A 14,742-nucleotide genomic window follows, 5' to 3' on the forward strand; every position below is an offset into this window, starting at 1 on the left:
AGCCATGGCAAATCAAGAAAACACTAAAGCAACAAATACAACATTGGCGAATCAGGAACGTTCAACCAGAACACTGGAACAAAATGTTGAATCTTTTATACAGTACGGAGGCTTCGATTTATTGGAAGGCGCTATTGAAGGTGTCCAGAACCTAAACCCTGAGCGTAAAGCACGTAAAAATATTTTCTTAAGCGAAAGCAGCAAAAAAGCAGAGCGCCAGGCATTAAAAACAGTGCTTAAGCTTTGGGCAGAATCATTAAAGACCACAGACAATCTGTTGGATTTGGTTTCTGAAAGTGCTAAAAAATCAGATATAGCTGAACAGACGCTAAAGAAAAACCTTGCTATTGCTGTTGCAGAGTCAAAAGAACTGGAAGAAAACTACAGAACACTTTCGCTTTTCTATAAAAATACTGAAGAAAGTAAAGTTAAGAATGTGTCCATCATGAATGCAGAATTGGACCAGTTGAAAGATCTTGACAATTCTCGTTTTATCGATAACATTCAGGAAGAATTAGTAAACGGATTTGACCGTTTGGATTTACGCCAAAATTACTCGCTTTTAGTAATCCCCGGCTATTTGGGCTCGAACAAGGTTATTGAAAAATGGGCAAAGATTGCTTATGATAATAAAGTAATGCTGATTACAGATTTCCAGCATTTGGATGAACCGGATGATGTTATGGAAATGTTTGAATCAGCTAACCTGACAGGTGGTGACACCTATCGTTCTAATGTAATGATGGCATGTAACTGGCTGGTAGGTCGTGGAAAACATGATGAAATCGAAGAAGACGATCATTTATTTATTCCGCCATCGACTGCATTGGCAGGAAAAGTATACAACACTTTGATGTCTCAGGTAACTGCTGGTAAGAAATACGGAGGAATCAACGAGGTTGACGGAGTAAAATTCGACTTAAAGAAGAGCGAAATTGCCAACCTTGAAAATTTAGGATTGATCCCGATGGTAAACGAGTATGGAAAAGTTATGGCTTTTTCGGGCAAAACGCTTTTCAACGGTGACAACCTTGGACTTCAGACATATTCTGTTGTAAGGGTTTTTGACTATGTGACCAAAGTGCTGATGGATTTCCTAAACAGAAGAGCTTTTGAAAACTTCAATGCCAAAACAAGAAAGGAAATCCTGAACCAGATTGTCAAATTCTTAGACAATGTTGCCGGACCAGACAAGCTTATTGAAGATTTTGAAATCAAGAGATTTGAACAGGATCCGAATCAGAAAGACAGAATATTTTTGGATATCCGATTGAAACCGTATTTCCCGGCTAAGAATTTCCTTATCAAAATGGATGGCCAAAAAGGTGATGACGGTAATGATTGGGATACTGAATATGCTGAATCAAAATAAGATTGGGCTGAAACATCCTTATAATGTTAAAAAACAATGTATTAGCATTAATTTCTTGATAATTTAACCTCAAATTAATTGCAGGGAATTTAAAAAATTAATATCTTAGAGTAACTGAAAATCAGAATAGTAGAATAGAAAATCCCCCCAACTTCTATCACAATTAATAAATTTTAATCTTTAAATTTTTTTATTATGTCATTCAAATCAAAACTAAAAGTTGGCGGAAAGGAATTAAACATTTTGAACGCTTCGTATGATTTGCATCAAGAAGTAGATGCTAGTGGTCGCCCATCTTCTGTTACACGCGGAGGAACAATCAATTTAACTGTCGAATCAACCGGAGATTCATTCTTTTTTGAATGGATGACTAACAACTTCGAGAGAAAAGACGGATCAATCCAGTATGTTAAGCGCGATACCGACGCTAAACTTAAAGAAATGAACTTCAAGGAAGGATATCTTGTAAAATACAGAGAGTCTTTCGATGCTCAGGATGGAAATCCTTTAACTGAAACCTTCACAATTTCTGCAAAAGAAATTTCTATGGGTGGCGGTGAGCACATTAACGAATGGGTTTAATTCAATTAGAATTACTTTCAAGTTTTTAATGATAAAGGGTTTGTGCTGTTACATTCCCTTTATCATTATATCGTACTATTTGCAGTTTTTTTAATTATTTAAATCTATCTACTTATGTCATTTTTAGCAAAGCTTGAAATTGATGGAGAGGTATTGAATGTTTTGGAATTTCAATGCACTCTTGGTCAAGATACAGATAAAAGCGGAAAGCCGTCTGCTGATCCGGCTGGCGGAAAAATCCGAATCGTTGTAGAATCTACAAAAAGTACCATGCTGTTTGATTGGATGGTAAGCAATTCCCAGACTAAAAACGGTAAACTGACTTTTTACAGGCGTGACGCCATATCGAAAATGAGGGAGCTTCAATTTAAAGAAGCCTATTGCATTCGATATGATGAGGCTTTTGTTGCCTATAATACTATGTCCATGAGAATTGAAATCGTGATTTCAGCAAAAGAAATTAATATGAACGGTTCTCAATTTGTAAGAAACTGGCCGTTGAAATTCTAAAATAAATTTTATGGACGAACTTAATACTAAATTTTTTATAGGGTTGAGTTGGCATTTCGGCGGAGGTCCAAAATCATATTTTAGCGGTACAGCCGGCGTGGGTGTCAGCAGAAGATTTGGTCCGGTTGATCCGGGTGTTAACATCGCCATCAATGCCTATAATGGAGGTATGGGAGCGCTTTCAGGCAGTAATGCCATGAATTTTGATGTTGTCATGACCGGGAAACTGACAGTTGGTGGGGGTCGTACCAATCCAATGTCTGTCTATCCTTTACATATGGATAGCGGAACAGGAATGGAAGACACCTATAAATATTCAGGAACACTCGGAACCAGCATGGTCCTGAACAATAACGACAGGAATCAGCAGGTAGGTTTTGTACAGCTAAGAGCCGGTAATTTCGGTTTCCAGTTCTACAATGACTTTGGCGGTTTTAAGAAAATTGGTATTGCCGATGGACACGATCGTTGGTGGACCGGAGGTGGAAAGGTGATCCTGGGAAATAACAGAAGCAACTATCAGATGATTATTGCCAGTGATGTTTTTACAGCTGACACTGATTCTGAAAGTGTTACTGATTCTGAAGCTGCTAAACGAAGTCTTGCTGATTTTGAACAGCGACATATTGGAAGCAGCGGATTTGAAAAATTCAAGGATAAGGCATTCAACTATACGCCTACTACAGCTACTGAAGTTGGTCAGGATTTTTTAAATTTTAAAAGAGATGGAGTTGCGTGGAATCCTAATGCACATTCATTTGACCTAAACCAGGGAAGAACTTCTTTTCATGCAAGAACGCCACAAGGTAGTATAGGAATCAATGGAATTGGCCAAGGCCATATGTATTCGCAGGATATGATACACCGATTTATAAATTTTCACCTGATCCCGTCTGAAAGACCAAACTATTGGGAAGTACAGATAGGACCTAATATTAATACAGGATTTTAATGAAAAATAATTTATGGATTATGATGCTCCTGGCGGCTCTTTTTTTTTCCTGTTCCAAAAAGGTATACGTCAGGAATGACTATCATTTGTTTGAGGAAAATTTCACCCTTGCTCCGGATGCGCTTTTGAGAACAGACGGAGTTTATGTTTTAGAATCTATCTGGAATAAGGATACGGGAGAACGTAAGGCTGATGAGCATATTTTCTATAAATTTTACAATACCGGGCAAGCAAATCTTACTGTTGATTTGGATAGCAAAATAAAAAGGGAAGAGGACTATCTCGAAAGCATTAAAGAACATATTGCTTCAACCAATAAAGCTGGATTTAAAACCCATTTGGAAGGATATTATCGTCTTCAGGGCAATAAAATAGTGATAGAACGTATTACCATACCCCGTGATGTGGCAGTTTACAGCTATGGATATGTAGAGAACGGAAAGCTGGTAATTGTTACAGAAACTATTGACGGAAAAGGAAAGTTTAGCGACAAGCATTTCACAGATAATTATAAGGCAACCTATGTTTTTGTGCCTTTGGAAAAATCAGGGCTCAGTAATTTGAAGCCCGGATGGTAATCAGAAAAAGATGAAGATTGGGAAAAAATACATACTCCTGTTTTTTTTCTTGGCTATACAGTTACATGGTCAAGAAAAAAAATATGCCGTTTCTGATCTTGATAATGCCTATCTTCAGGAAATGAAAGCTGAAAATGCGGAACTTTCTGCAAGGATTAAAACCTTTCCTCAGGAAATACAAGACATCAACAAGAAAGTCAGTCAGGCTATTCGTGAAAATAATGCTTCAAAAGCATTGGAACTGGCTGTTGAAATGGATAAAAAATATCCGAAAAACGCCGACATCAAGAATTTTATCGGGAAGCTGAAAACCAAAGAAGCAAAATATGATGAAGCCGTACTGCTTTTTGATGAAGCTTTGGCTATCAATCCGGGTAACAAATGGTTTTACATAAACAAAGCAACAGCTTTGGCGGAAAATAACAAAATTGAGGAAGCGCTAAAAACAATAGAAAAGCTCAATTCGGCCTATCCAAATTGGAGTATCGGCTATAATTTTAAAGCGTCCTTATTCAGAGAACTGAATCAGCAGAATGAAGCCCTGAAAGCTTATGAACAGGCTTTAAATGCAGCACCTCCAAGCGCTCAGATACTGACAAACAGGGGGGACTTTTACTTGGAATTAAGCAGAGAAGAACAGGCAATTGCAGATTATAAAAAAGCATTGGAAATACAGCCGGATTATGCTAGAGCGAAGGAAAAACTAAAATCAATTCCAAAGACGGTTTCCGATAAGAAATAAAAACAGTTTATTAAAAAAAGTAGAGTCATGCCAATCAGTACTCAGATAAAAATAGAAATAGCAGGAGAAACACTTACCCGTTTTTCAAAATTAGTGATCGATCAAAAAGTGCATACGCACCATAGATTTTCACTACTGCAGCCTTTACCTAAAGAATTTGTAAGCCAGGCCATTGATAAGGCTCAAGGTTATATTGGGCAAGCCATAAAAATAACAATCAATCCGTCCAATATGATGACGGCCTCTCCATTAACTTTCAATGGTATTATTACCGAAGCTCAGATGGTTCGTACAGCTGGAGCTTCCGGAGGTATAATTATTAATGGTTTTAGTCCGACTATTTTATTGGAAGGTACACCTAATACGAAATCATATACTGATAAGTCGCTTGCGGATATCGTTCAGGAAGTGACAGGTAATTATTCCGCTGATAGTCTTAAACCGGCCGTTTCCGTACAAAAAGATGCCTCTTTACCCTATACGGTACAATATTCGGAAAGTGATTTTTCTTTTTTATGCAGGATTGCACAGAAAAAAGGACAGTGGTTTTATTTCAATGGAGAAGAACTGGTATTTGGTAAACCGAAATCTAAAAACTTTACTTTAGAATATGGCAGGTCACTTCATTCCTTTAATATTGAAATGAGGGCCAAATCTCTTGGATTTGAATATGTGGGTTACGATCCATCCAATGGTGAAACCCAAAGAGCAAGCTCTTCAGAAGCGAATTATCAGCCCGAAGGTTACTCAAAATCCGTATTCGAATCGTCAAAAAAACTATTTCCAAATTCGTCAACAATGCTGTATTTCCATTCTTTGGAAGAAGGAAATTCAAAAACCCATTTGACAGACCGTGTAACGACCCAATTGCAGTCTCGTGCTGCGGATCTCGTAACTGCAAAAGGCGATTCTGATGAAACAGGATTAAGAATAGGCGACGTAATAAACATCAAGGAGCCGGCTTTTTCGCTGACAGGAAATCTTTTGGACGGATTACAGGAACAAAATTTTGGCAGTTATATCATTACTGATATTATGCATATCTGCGATGAGTCAGGAAATTATCACAACACTTTTGATGCTGTGCCTGATACGGTCGTTTCACCACCCTATGGCAACGTACACAGTTTTCCGGTTGCAGAATCACAGCCGGCTACTGTAATTTCAAATGATGATCCGGCCGGACTGGGAAGAATTCAGGTTGCTTTTGCCTGGCAAAAAGATTCAGGTGCCAATACACCATGGATTCGTATGACCAATCCGCATTCCGGAGGAGGAAAAGGATTTTATTTTATTCCGGAAGTAGGTGAGGAAGTCCTTGTTGGTTTTGAAGGAGGAAATGCTGAAAAACCTTTTGTATTGGGCGCTATGTATAATGGTTCTGCCTTGAGCGAATATCACACTTCTGGGAATGATAAAAAAGTAATCCAAACCCGTTCTGGTACGAAAGTAATCATGAATGATGCCGAAGGAAGTATCTTTATTGAAGACCCGAGTGGCAATACATGGCTTATGGATGGAAAAGGAAATATCAATGTAAATGCTCCAAAAAACATGACGTTTACCATTGGCGAAAACTTTAATATTTCTGTAGGTAAGGACATGATTACAAACATTGGCGAAAACAGGACTACCAATGTCACATTAAAAGATAAGCTGCAGGCTCAGGAAGCATTTGAAACGATTGACCAGAATAAAACAGTCAAAGTAAGCGGTGACCTGAAAGAAAGTACCGGAACGACGACACACAAGGCAGAACAGGGAGATATATTCTTCCAAAGTGCCGGTGTTGCCAAAGTGTTGGGAGCTATAGATGCTAAAGTGAATAAAGGATAAACATTGAGGCCAAAATCATACAAATGAAAATCGCGAAATCTTATTTTTTCTTCTTGTTGCTCTTGCTGGCCTTCAGTAGTTCCTGCAAAGAAAACAACACAAGTAAAAACGATAAAGACAAAGCACTTAAAGACAATAGTACAAAAACAATGAATGTAGAAAAATTTTACTGGGAAGAAAACATCAATAGCCCGTTAGGGTATCCTGTTGAGGTCTACAGAGGTGGACTCGAAGCCAAAGACGGGAGCTATGTGAGTTTGAGTCTTGGTCCTGATGCAGGCAACTGGGGAGAATTAGGAAGCGGAATGAGCTCAGGCGAGAAACCTGTTCCAAACCGGCTTAATGTAACCTGGATTTCATATGCAGAAAATATTTTCTACGACATCGATACCGAAATTGACCATGATAAAATGGTAAAGCTTTTTAAGGAAGGCTACGAAGAAAATAATAAGAAATGGGGCCGAAGAAAAGAAAATTATAGAACCATAATTGTAGGTTTTGCGCCGGGTGGAGTAGCCGTAATCTGGTTGGCCGGAGCGGGGAAGCAAGTAGAAATAGGCAGATATCAGGCAGAGAAAATTACGATTCCGCAGGAAGAAATTGACAAACTGGATAGCCATGACAAACTTCTTTTTGATGAAGCTAATGTCAAGAGAATCATGTCTAAAGAAAGTTTTGTGCCGCTGGAAGTTCAGAAAGCAAATCAAAACAAACCGATTCCCTTCGGATTATGGGACACTTATAGAAAACAGTACGATTGGAAAATTGACTTTGTTGTAGATAACGGCGGAAAAGTAGCCGATTTCAGCTATACTTTATTTAATGGAGAACGAGATGAAATCTTTCCTGAAAATCTTCCGGAAAAAACATATGCCAAAAGAGCTATACCAAAGCAGTTGAGTTTGGGATGGCACGACCAGCAAGGACAGCTTTATGGAGGTTCTCTCGATTTTAATGAAAAAGAAATCTTTAATGCATTTGCTGCTATCTATGAAAAAGACCCGAATGCCAAAGCAACGCTGGTACTTACGGTAAATAAAACAAACACATATCTGACGGTTACGCTGAAAACAGATGATAAAACAATAGCATTAAAAGAAAACAATATCAATATTTTCAAATCGCGTAAGAAATAGATTTGAAATTTTTGACAGATTAATAGAATAGCCATGGGTAAGAGTTTTGTATATAACACCGGTGAATCAAAAGGTCCTGAAGAAGAGCTGGAAATGACTTTTGGCGTCTTTATTGATGGAACTTTAAACAATAAAACAAACACGGAACTTAGAAGGAAATACAGGAACGGCGGTGTCGAAAATTTGACCGATGAGCAGATAGCGGAATCGGTAAAAAGAGATGAAGCAGCTTATAAAAGGCTGATGAAAAAAGGCGTTCCTGCAAATCCTACAGAATATGAACAATACTTAATCGGTTCCCACAGAACCTATATGGACAAAATGGGAACCGACAACAGCTACAGTAACGACTACACAAATGTAGCCCGGATGTGGAAGTATTGTGACAAGGAATACCGTATCTATGTTGAAGGTATGGGAACAGATGACAAGCAAAAAGACAGCCAGGATGGTTTTGCTTTTGGAGCAGGATTAACCGGAGTCAGGGCCAAAGTAAGAAAGGCTTGCGAAATCATGGCCAATAAGATTAATGAAGAAAAAAGAAAAGGTAATAACAGAAACAAGGTACTGACCAAAATAACGGTCGATGCTTTTGGTTTTAGCCGTGGTGCTGCTTCAGCACGAAATTTTGTACATGAAGTAAATGTCAAAAAAGCATATGAACCCAAGCCATTCAATATGCCGGACGGTTATTATCCTATAGACCCGTATTCTGAAGGAATGCCGGTTAGAAAATACAGGAGAACCATTGGCGATGCAGATGGATTGGAAGTAAATTCTGAAGTTTTGGTGGAAGGAAAACTGCCAAGAATGGGACATTTGGGGTATAGCATCCTGAAAAATACAGATATAACCGCTGAAGAACTGGAAGATATCACACTTGTAGTACGATTCATCGGGATTTATGATACGGTTTCTTCCTATGGTGAAGGAGGAGGAAGATTGGGAGAATATGATGTTAATGGTGAATTGAAAGATGACAGCTTTTTTAAGAAAGCGGCAAAAGAAGTATTCTCCACTCATTTTGATAATGACGTGGAAGAATTGCAACTGAATAATTTGGGCTATTTCCAAAAGATGGTGCATTTCACAGCAAAAGACGAACACCGGAAAAATTTCTCGCTGACCCGAATCCGACAAATCAAGGACAGGGCGATTGAAAAAAACCTCCCGGGTGTGCATTGTGACATTGGCGGCGCCTATGAAAATGAAACGGAGTATAAAGACGAAATAGAAACATCAAACCACAAACCATTGTGGCAGCTGGAAAAATACAGGCAGGAATTAATAGCCGGAGGTTGGTATCATGATGACCAGATAGAAATAAACAACAAGTTCTGGAATTTTTTAACGAGTGGAATTGTATACAGAAAGCTGAGCGGAACACGATATGTCAGAAAAGAATACAGCTATTTGCCATTACATTTCATGGAAGAATTTGGCAAGGACATGATGAAAACCCAGGCAAAAAGTAATGCACTGATTGATGACCTTACAATCCAATACAGCGTTGAAGGTAATCAGATATTAAAACAGGCAAAAACATATCTGGAAGGCTATATGAAAGATGAAATTCCGGAATGGGATTTTGTCAGTGACGAAGAATTGGCAAGAAGGAAACAGGAAAGAATCAACAGAGAAAATCTGGAAAAACTGTTGGAAGAACTGGAAAAAAGCAAAGTTTACGAAGAACAAAATGCAACGGGATTTGACGGGCAAAAGCAATACTGGCCAACCATGCCTCCTGGATTGGGGCAGGAACCGGAACCGGATCCCGATCCAAATGTTATAAACATAGAAGAAGTTGTGGTGACAGCCTATCATCCGCAGACGCTCCTGAGAAAATTGCGTAACCAATATTTCCATTGGTCGGCATCAAGAGACTGGTTTGGTATGGAACCTGCAAAGAATAGAATTAGAGGTGAATATTAAGATTATAAAGAATGATTTCAATAGTTCACGGATTAAGAGAATACCATCTCGAGCCTAAGGTTGGAGCACGATATAGCTATCGGTTTGAAACAATAGTTGACGATTTTTCGAATAAGAGAAGTCCGGTTCACAAATCGTATATTAGGGAAGTACAGATTATGCCAATTGGTAAAGAAGGGTATTTGGACGTTTATCAGATTTTTACGGCCAGAATTTCTATCAAAAGTAATGTAGCAGTAGCTGATGAATATCTGATAAAACAAATTGGTTATGCCTTTGACGAAATAGAAGCCGGAGTAGATTATACAGGAAAAATTGTACGTATCTTTAATAAGGAAGAATTGAGTTCCAGATGGGATAAAACAAGGGAAAGGCTTGAAGTTGAATATGAAGGGAAATTTATACAAAACTATTTTAGTCAGATTTCCAAAATTCTGAATGATGAAACCAGACTAATCGAATTTTTGTCGACCTATAAAATGTTCGGACTTTATTTTCATGGTTTGTTTGGCAATTATCTTTTATGGGAAATGCCGATAGTCAGAAAAAAAATAGTCGATGATTTTAAAAATTGTGAAGCGGAAGAAAAGATTCATCCGGAAAAGAAAGAATGGGTCAGATATCAAATAGAAGGCAGGTCGGAAAACATAAATAAATACGAAGGAGAACTGCTATACAAAGATTATCAATTGCAGGAAGCTTTGATTGAAATTGAAGATGATACGCAATCTGTAAAATATGCCACGCTTTTTTTAGGTTAGAAAAAGCACAAAATATGTTGCCATGGAAGATGTCAAAGAAAATAATAAAAAAGAAATAGCCGAAAAGCGGGAAGAGCGCGAAAAAGAGGATAAAGTCTCTGAAGATCTCAAGCTTGTCATTGATATGGCAAAAATACAATGTACGCTTTGTACAAATCCGCAGGGAATCCTGAAGGTCAATTTTGACACGCCTACAACCCAGGATAAATTGACTGCTACGGTTGTTGAAAAAGACATGCGAAGCCTTATTTTTATGGGAACCTGTATCAAAAGCCCCAATAGTGCCGCTCCATGTGCCTCAGTAATGCAACTCGGAGACTGGAAAGATGTGGGAACACTTAAAGTTCAGGATCAATTTCCGCTGTTGAAAAAAAGTACGATTCCGTGCAATTATGGTGGAAGCACCATAGAAATTACTGATAGCGGGCAAAGGAGTGCCCCGGCTGAAGTTGCCGCTGTCGCAGCACCGGTACCTCAGGAGGAAGAAGTTTTAGTAAACGGACATTTCTACAATACAGATGGCACTTTTGAAGGAAAGGCCGATAAGAAAGAATATAAAGGAAGTGTAAACGACGTATATGTATGCTCCGGAAAAGAAACTAAAAATGATTCCAAGGGAAAACCGGTTGAGGTATTCAAAAATGCTGAGCTTCTGAAAGAAAACGGGACAAATATTACACATTCTGATTTTTGTTATGTAGCATACATTGTCAGCCATGAGGCAGGTGAAGAAGATCTGAAAGAATTGAAATGTATTGCTTATGCCAGCTTTAATCGGGCAAAAAATACAAAAACAACATGGAAAAAATTGCTTTCCACAGGATATTCATCTGTTCCAAATAAAACAGAATTGTCACAGACCAAAAAAGACAACAAATCAAAATTAACCAGACAGGCACTTTTTTATGTTTTACAAGATAAAGATGACCTGACAAAAGGAGCTGAGTTTTGGGATGGAACCGACTTTTTAGCCTGGGGAAATTCTGAAACCAATCCCTATAACAAATTAGGACAGAATAAATTCGATGAATATAAGTTTGTTGAGATTCCAAAAGATGTTTACGATGAGTTTTTGAAAGCTAACGGAACTTCTGCCCGATACAAGGATAAAGAAAATCACGATGCCAAAACAGATAAAGGAACCCACGAACACACTAAAAAGAAAGTCAAAAAACCTGTTATAGGAAAAGATGGCAAACAGGAAAAAGGAAAAGACGGCAAACCACTATTTCAGGAAGTAGAAGTTGCCGATAGAATAAAATACGCCATCCCTGCTTCTGACTTTACAGATACGAACAATTGGACAAGTGGTAATTTTTATTATGATACAGGTGTCAAAACCACAAATGGAATATCCGGAACTATTGCTGCCGGAAAAAGTGTTTTTTGGAAACTAACCCCAACAAGATTAACCAATGCAACTGAAGTTAAAAAATAAAATTATTACAACGGTAATCCTTTCTTTCAGTACACTGCTATTGTCTTTTTGTGTCTCAAAAATGACCTCAGAAAACTACACTATAGCATGGGTACAGCAGATTACGGTTGAAAATGGAGAGAAAACAACCGATAATTTTTATGGTATTTTCCCTAAAAATAATGACACAATCTTTATTTACAAAGCTGCTGAAGATGACCCAAAGCGAATCGAAAAGCAATACCGGTATACTTTTAAAAAAACACCAAAAAATACAAACGCAATTGATTTTTATTACAAAGAAGATACGCAGCCTGAAGAAACCATAAGGGTTCGGTTTGAAAAAAATAAGGTGTTTGTTAATGATGATAGCTATACCGTAAATGAATCCTACTATAAATTCCTGATGCAAAAAGTATTACAGGAAAATTCGGTTCTTGAATTAGCAGCCTTGACAAAAGATGGTCTAGGCGATTATCAGCCACTATTTGAGCCGTTAAGTAAAAACTGGGGACAAACTAAATCAGAAAAAGGATTTAAACTTTTGGAAATTGCCACCAAAAACAAAAACAACCAGACCGATTCTCAGTTTTTTCAGCAAAAAGTCACTTTTTCTTATAGCAAGCAAGGTGATTTCTTAAAAGCAGAAGGGGAAAATTATAAGAAGACAAAGGCTAAAGCCAATCAGAAATATCTTAAATATGACATTTCAGAAACCAATGAAAGATCGTCTTCTGAGATTGAATTGTACCAGAATAAAAAGACGCTTTCAGATTCTGTGTCTGTCAGATGGGAACAATTTTCAACGGCAAAAGAATACAGTTTTATAAAATACCAATCCAAATTGCAGAAAAAAATAATAAGCCAAAAGCCAAAACCAGATAGCGATTTTACGAAGTTTTTTTAAAAAAAGTTTTTTTTGTTTTAAATAGCGTTAAGGTTTTATATCCAGAATGTTACGATAGTATTTTTTCTTAATAAAAAGTTAAAGAAATCAATTTTAAGCCATAAAAACAGTAAATTCACTACACATAATTCGACAAACTTCCCCCCTCGAAATCTATTAACCATTAAAATCTAATGCTATGTCGATCAGCACTCAGATTCAGATTCAGATTGGGGGAGAAAACCTGACCCGCTTTTCTAAACTTGTCATCAACCAGAAGGTGCATTCGCACCATCATTTTTCTATTTTACAGCCACTTCCAAAAGAATTTGTAAGTCAGGCTATAGACAAGGCTCAAAAATATGTAGGGCAGTCAGTCACTATCAATATCAAGCCCTCTAACATGATGACAAATTCTCCGTTGATTTTTAACGGAATCATCACAGAAGCCCAAATGATCAGAACGTCCGGAGCTTCAGGCGGTATCATTATCAATGGTTATAGCCCTACAATTTTACTGGAAGGTCCGCCAAACACCCGTTCCTTCAATGACGAAACCTTATCAGGAATAGTTAAGGAAATATTGAAAGATTATTCAGGCGACAGTCTGAAACCGACTGTAGAAATTTCAAAAGACACAGCACTGCCTTATACCGTTCAATATGCGGAAAGTGATTTCTCATTCCTTTGCAGGATAGCGCAAAAAAAAGGACAATGGTTCTTTTTTAATGGTGAAGAGCTACAGTTTGGCAAACCGAAATCTAAAAACTTCACATTGGACTACGGAAGAAGTCTGCATTCTTTCAATATTGAGATGAGGGCAAAATCACTCGGATTTGAATACCTTGGTTATGACCCATCCAATGGAGATACTCAGAAAGCCAGCTCGGCCGAAGTAGATTACCAACCTCAGGACGGCTATTCAAAAGCGATTTTTGAGTCCTCCAAAAAACTTTTTACAAACACTTCTACCATGCTGTATTCCCATTCTTTAGAAGAAGGGAATTCCAGAACGCACCTGATCGACCGTGTTACCACGCAGTTGCAATCGCGAACCGCAGATATGGTTACGGCCAAAGGTGAATCCGATGAGACCGGTTTGCGTATTGGTGATGTAGTATCGATTAAGGAACCTGCTTTTTCCCTGACTGGAAATATTCTGGATGGTCTGCAGGAGCAGAATTTTGGAAATTATATCATTACCGATATCATGCATGTTTGTGATGAGTCGGGCACCTATCATAATACTTTTGATGCTGTTCCGGAAAGTGTTGTTGCTCCGCCTTATGGAAATGTACATAGTTTTCCAACAGCTGAATCACAACCGGCAACCGTGATTTCTAATGCTGATCCTGCCGGACTCGGACGCGTTAAAGTAGCCTTTGCCTGGCAGAAAGATGCTGGTAAAAGTACGCCTTGGATACGAATGGTAAACTCACATTCCGGTGGTGGCAAAGGATTTTATTTTGTGCCTGAAGTTGGCGAAGAAGTATTGGTGGCTTTTGAAGGCGGCAATGCAGAAAAACCTTTTGTATTGGGAGCAATGTATAACGGAAGCGCTTCCAGCGGATATAGCACGTCAGGAAACGACAAAAAAGTAATCCAGACCCGTTCAGGAACAAAAATTATCATGGACGATGCGGCCGGAAGTGTATTTATTGAAGACCCGAGCGGAAATACCTGGCTTATGGACGGGCAAGGCAATATTGATGTCAATGCGCCCAATAACATGAAAATAACGGTGGGCAAAAATCTGGATATCAATGTTGGAGAAAACATGGCCACTACAATAGGTGCCAACGAAAATATCTCAGTTGGTAGCAATAAAACAGAAACTATTGGGAAAAACTACATTCAATCTTCTGAAAATAAAAATGTTACGGTTAAGAATAATAAAACCGACAATGTTGGAGAAAGTTACAGGCAGATTACAGGAAATTCGGATATCCAGACTTCTAAAGGTGATTTAAAATTGAGAGGAACTACGCTAACGGTAATCCAGGGCGGTAAAGATGTGAAAGTTAGTAAAGGATAATCT

Annotated in this window: 13 protein-coding genes; all 13 read left to right on the plus strand. The window is 38.2% G+C overall.

What is annotated here, in order from left to right:
- The first annotated feature begins 4 nt into the window (after positions 1 to 4).
- The 13 genes from BGO88_RS12660 to BGO88_RS12720 all read left to right on the plus strand — a co-directional run bounded on the left by BGO88_RS12660 (position 5) and on the right by BGO88_RS12720 (position 14,739).
- Complete coding sequence (locus BGO88_RS12660; RefSeq protein WP_056067939.1) at positions 5 to 1,372, plus strand: DUF5458 family protein; 1,368 nt, start codon at positions 5 to 7, stop codon at positions 1,370 to 1,372.
- 195 nt (positions 1,373 to 1,567) lie between these two features.
- Positions 1,568 to 1,954 (plus strand): type VI secretion system tube protein TssD, encoded by a 387-nt coding sequence (gene tssD / locus BGO88_RS12665; RefSeq protein WP_056067940.1) that lies wholly within the window; start codon positions 1,568 to 1,570, stop codon positions 1,952 to 1,954.
- Positions 1,955 to 2,068: 114 nt separating this feature from the next.
- Positions 2,069 to 2,464 carry a type VI secretion system tube protein TssD gene (gene tssD / locus BGO88_RS12670; RefSeq protein ID WP_056067942.1) on the plus strand — a complete coding sequence of 132 codons (396 nt, stop codon included), beginning with the start codon at positions 2,069 to 2,071 and terminating at the stop codon, positions 2,462 to 2,464.
- A 10-nt stretch (positions 2,465 to 2,474) separates the two neighbouring features.
- Positions 2,475 to 3,416 carry a polymorphic toxin type 23 domain-containing protein gene (locus BGO88_RS12675; protein ID WP_286707097.1) on the plus strand — a complete coding sequence of 314 codons (942 nt, stop codon included), beginning with the start codon at positions 2,475 to 2,477 and terminating at the stop codon, positions 3,414 to 3,416.
- The gene (locus tag BGO88_RS12680; RefSeq protein WP_286707098.1) at positions 3,416 to 3,994 is read left to right on the plus strand and encodes a hypothetical protein; all 579 of its coding nucleotides are present in this window, start codon (positions 3,416 to 3,418) and stop codon (positions 3,992 to 3,994) included. Before BGO88_RS12675 ends, BGO88_RS12680 begins: the two co-directional genes overlap by 1 nt.
- Positions 3,995 to 4,004: 10 nt before the next feature.
- Positions 4,005 to 4,736 carry a tetratricopeptide repeat protein gene (locus tag BGO88_RS12685; RefSeq protein ID WP_286707099.1) on the plus strand — a complete coding sequence of 244 codons (732 nt, stop codon included), beginning with the start codon at positions 4,005 to 4,007 and terminating at the stop codon, positions 4,734 to 4,736.
- Between the two features lie 27 nt (positions 4,737 to 4,763).
- Positions 4,764 to 6,572 carry a type VI secretion system Vgr family protein gene (locus BGO88_RS12690; RefSeq protein WP_273236604.1) on the plus strand — a complete coding sequence of 603 codons (1,809 nt, stop codon included), beginning with the start codon at positions 4,764 to 4,766 and terminating at the stop codon, positions 6,570 to 6,572.
- Positions 6,573 to 6,595: 23 nt separating this feature from the next.
- Entirely contained in the window at positions 6,596 to 7,708 is a 1,113-nt protein-coding gene (locus BGO88_RS12695; RefSeq protein ID WP_286707100.1) for a DUF2931 family protein, read from the plus strand.
- A gap of 33 nt (positions 7,709 to 7,741) precedes the next feature.
- Positions 7,742 to 9,640 carry a phospholipase effector Tle1 domain-containing protein gene (locus tag BGO88_RS12700; protein ID WP_286707101.1) on the plus strand — a complete coding sequence of 633 codons (1,899 nt, stop codon included), beginning with the start codon at positions 7,742 to 7,744 and terminating at the stop codon, positions 9,638 to 9,640.
- 11 nt (positions 9,641 to 9,651) lie between these two features.
- Positions 9,652 to 10,401 (plus strand): hypothetical protein, encoded by a 750-nt coding sequence (locus BGO88_RS12705; protein WP_286707102.1) that lies wholly within the window; start codon positions 9,652 to 9,654, stop codon positions 10,399 to 10,401.
- Between the two features lie 22 nt (positions 10,402 to 10,423).
- On the plus strand, positions 10,424 to 11,839 hold the full coding sequence (locus BGO88_RS12710; RefSeq protein ID WP_286707103.1) for a DUF4280 domain-containing protein: 1,416 nt from the start codon (positions 10,424 to 10,426) through the stop codon (positions 11,837 to 11,839).
- Positions 11,840 to 11,900: 61 nt separating this feature from the next.
- Positions 11,901 to 12,725 carry a hypothetical protein gene (locus BGO88_RS12715; RefSeq protein WP_286707104.1) on the plus strand — a complete coding sequence of 275 codons (825 nt, stop codon included), beginning with the start codon at positions 11,901 to 11,903 and terminating at the stop codon, positions 12,723 to 12,725.
- A 178-nt stretch (positions 12,726 to 12,903) separates the two neighbouring features.
- A complete protein-coding gene (locus tag BGO88_RS12720; RefSeq protein WP_286707105.1) occupies positions 12,904 to 14,739 on the plus strand; it encodes a type VI secretion system Vgr family protein in 1,836 nt (611 codons plus the stop codon).
- Positions 14,740 to 14,742: the final 3 nt, after the last annotated feature.

The organism is Flavobacterium sp. 38-13, assembly GCF_001899155.1.
Taxonomy (GTDB): Bacteria; Bacteroidota; Bacteroidia; order Flavobacteriales; family Flavobacteriaceae; genus Flavobacterium; species Flavobacterium lindanitolerans.

What these genes read in the sequence shown, in the direction of transcription:
- BGO88_RS12660 (WP_056067939.1), top strand. Translation starts at nt 5, where the DNA reads ATGGCAAATCAAGAAAACACTAAAGCAACAAATACAACATTGGCGAAT.
- tssD (WP_056067940.1), top strand. Translation starts at nt 1,568, where the DNA reads ATGTCATTCAAATCAAAACTAAAAGTTGGCGGAAAGGAATTAAACATT.
- tssD (WP_056067942.1), top strand. Translation starts at nt 2,069, where the DNA reads ATGTCATTTTTAGCAAAGCTTGAAATTGATGGAGAGGTATTGAATGTT.
- BGO88_RS12675 (WP_286707097.1), top strand. Translation starts at nt 2,475, where the DNA reads ATGGACGAACTTAATACTAAATTTTTTATAGGGTTGAGTTGGCATTTC.
- BGO88_RS12680 (WP_286707098.1), top strand. Translation starts at nt 3,416, where the DNA reads ATGAAAAATAATTTATGGATTATGATGCTCCTGGCGGCTCTTTTTTTT.
- BGO88_RS12685 (WP_286707099.1), top strand. Translation starts at nt 4,005, where the DNA reads ATGAAGATTGGGAAAAAATACATACTCCTGTTTTTTTTCTTGGCTATA.
- BGO88_RS12690 (WP_273236604.1), top strand. Translation starts at nt 4,764, where the DNA reads ATGCCAATCAGTACTCAGATAAAAATAGAAATAGCAGGAGAAACACTT.
- BGO88_RS12695 (WP_286707100.1), top strand. Translation starts at nt 6,596, where the DNA reads ATGAAAATCGCGAAATCTTATTTTTTCTTCTTGTTGCTCTTGCTGGCC.
- BGO88_RS12700 (WP_286707101.1), top strand. Translation starts at nt 7,742, where the DNA reads ATGGGTAAGAGTTTTGTATATAACACCGGTGAATCAAAAGGTCCTGAA.
- BGO88_RS12705 (WP_286707102.1), top strand. Translation starts at nt 9,652, where the DNA reads ATGATTTCAATAGTTCACGGATTAAGAGAATACCATCTCGAGCCTAAG.
- BGO88_RS12710 (WP_286707103.1), top strand. Translation starts at nt 10,424, where the DNA reads ATGGAAGATGTCAAAGAAAATAATAAAAAAGAAATAGCCGAAAAGCGG.
- BGO88_RS12715 (WP_286707104.1), top strand. Translation starts at nt 11,901, where the DNA reads ATGACCTCAGAAAACTACACTATAGCATGGGTACAGCAGATTACGGTT.
- BGO88_RS12720 (WP_286707105.1), top strand. Translation starts at nt 12,904, where the DNA reads ATGTCGATCAGCACTCAGATTCAGATTCAGATTGGGGGAGAAAACCTG.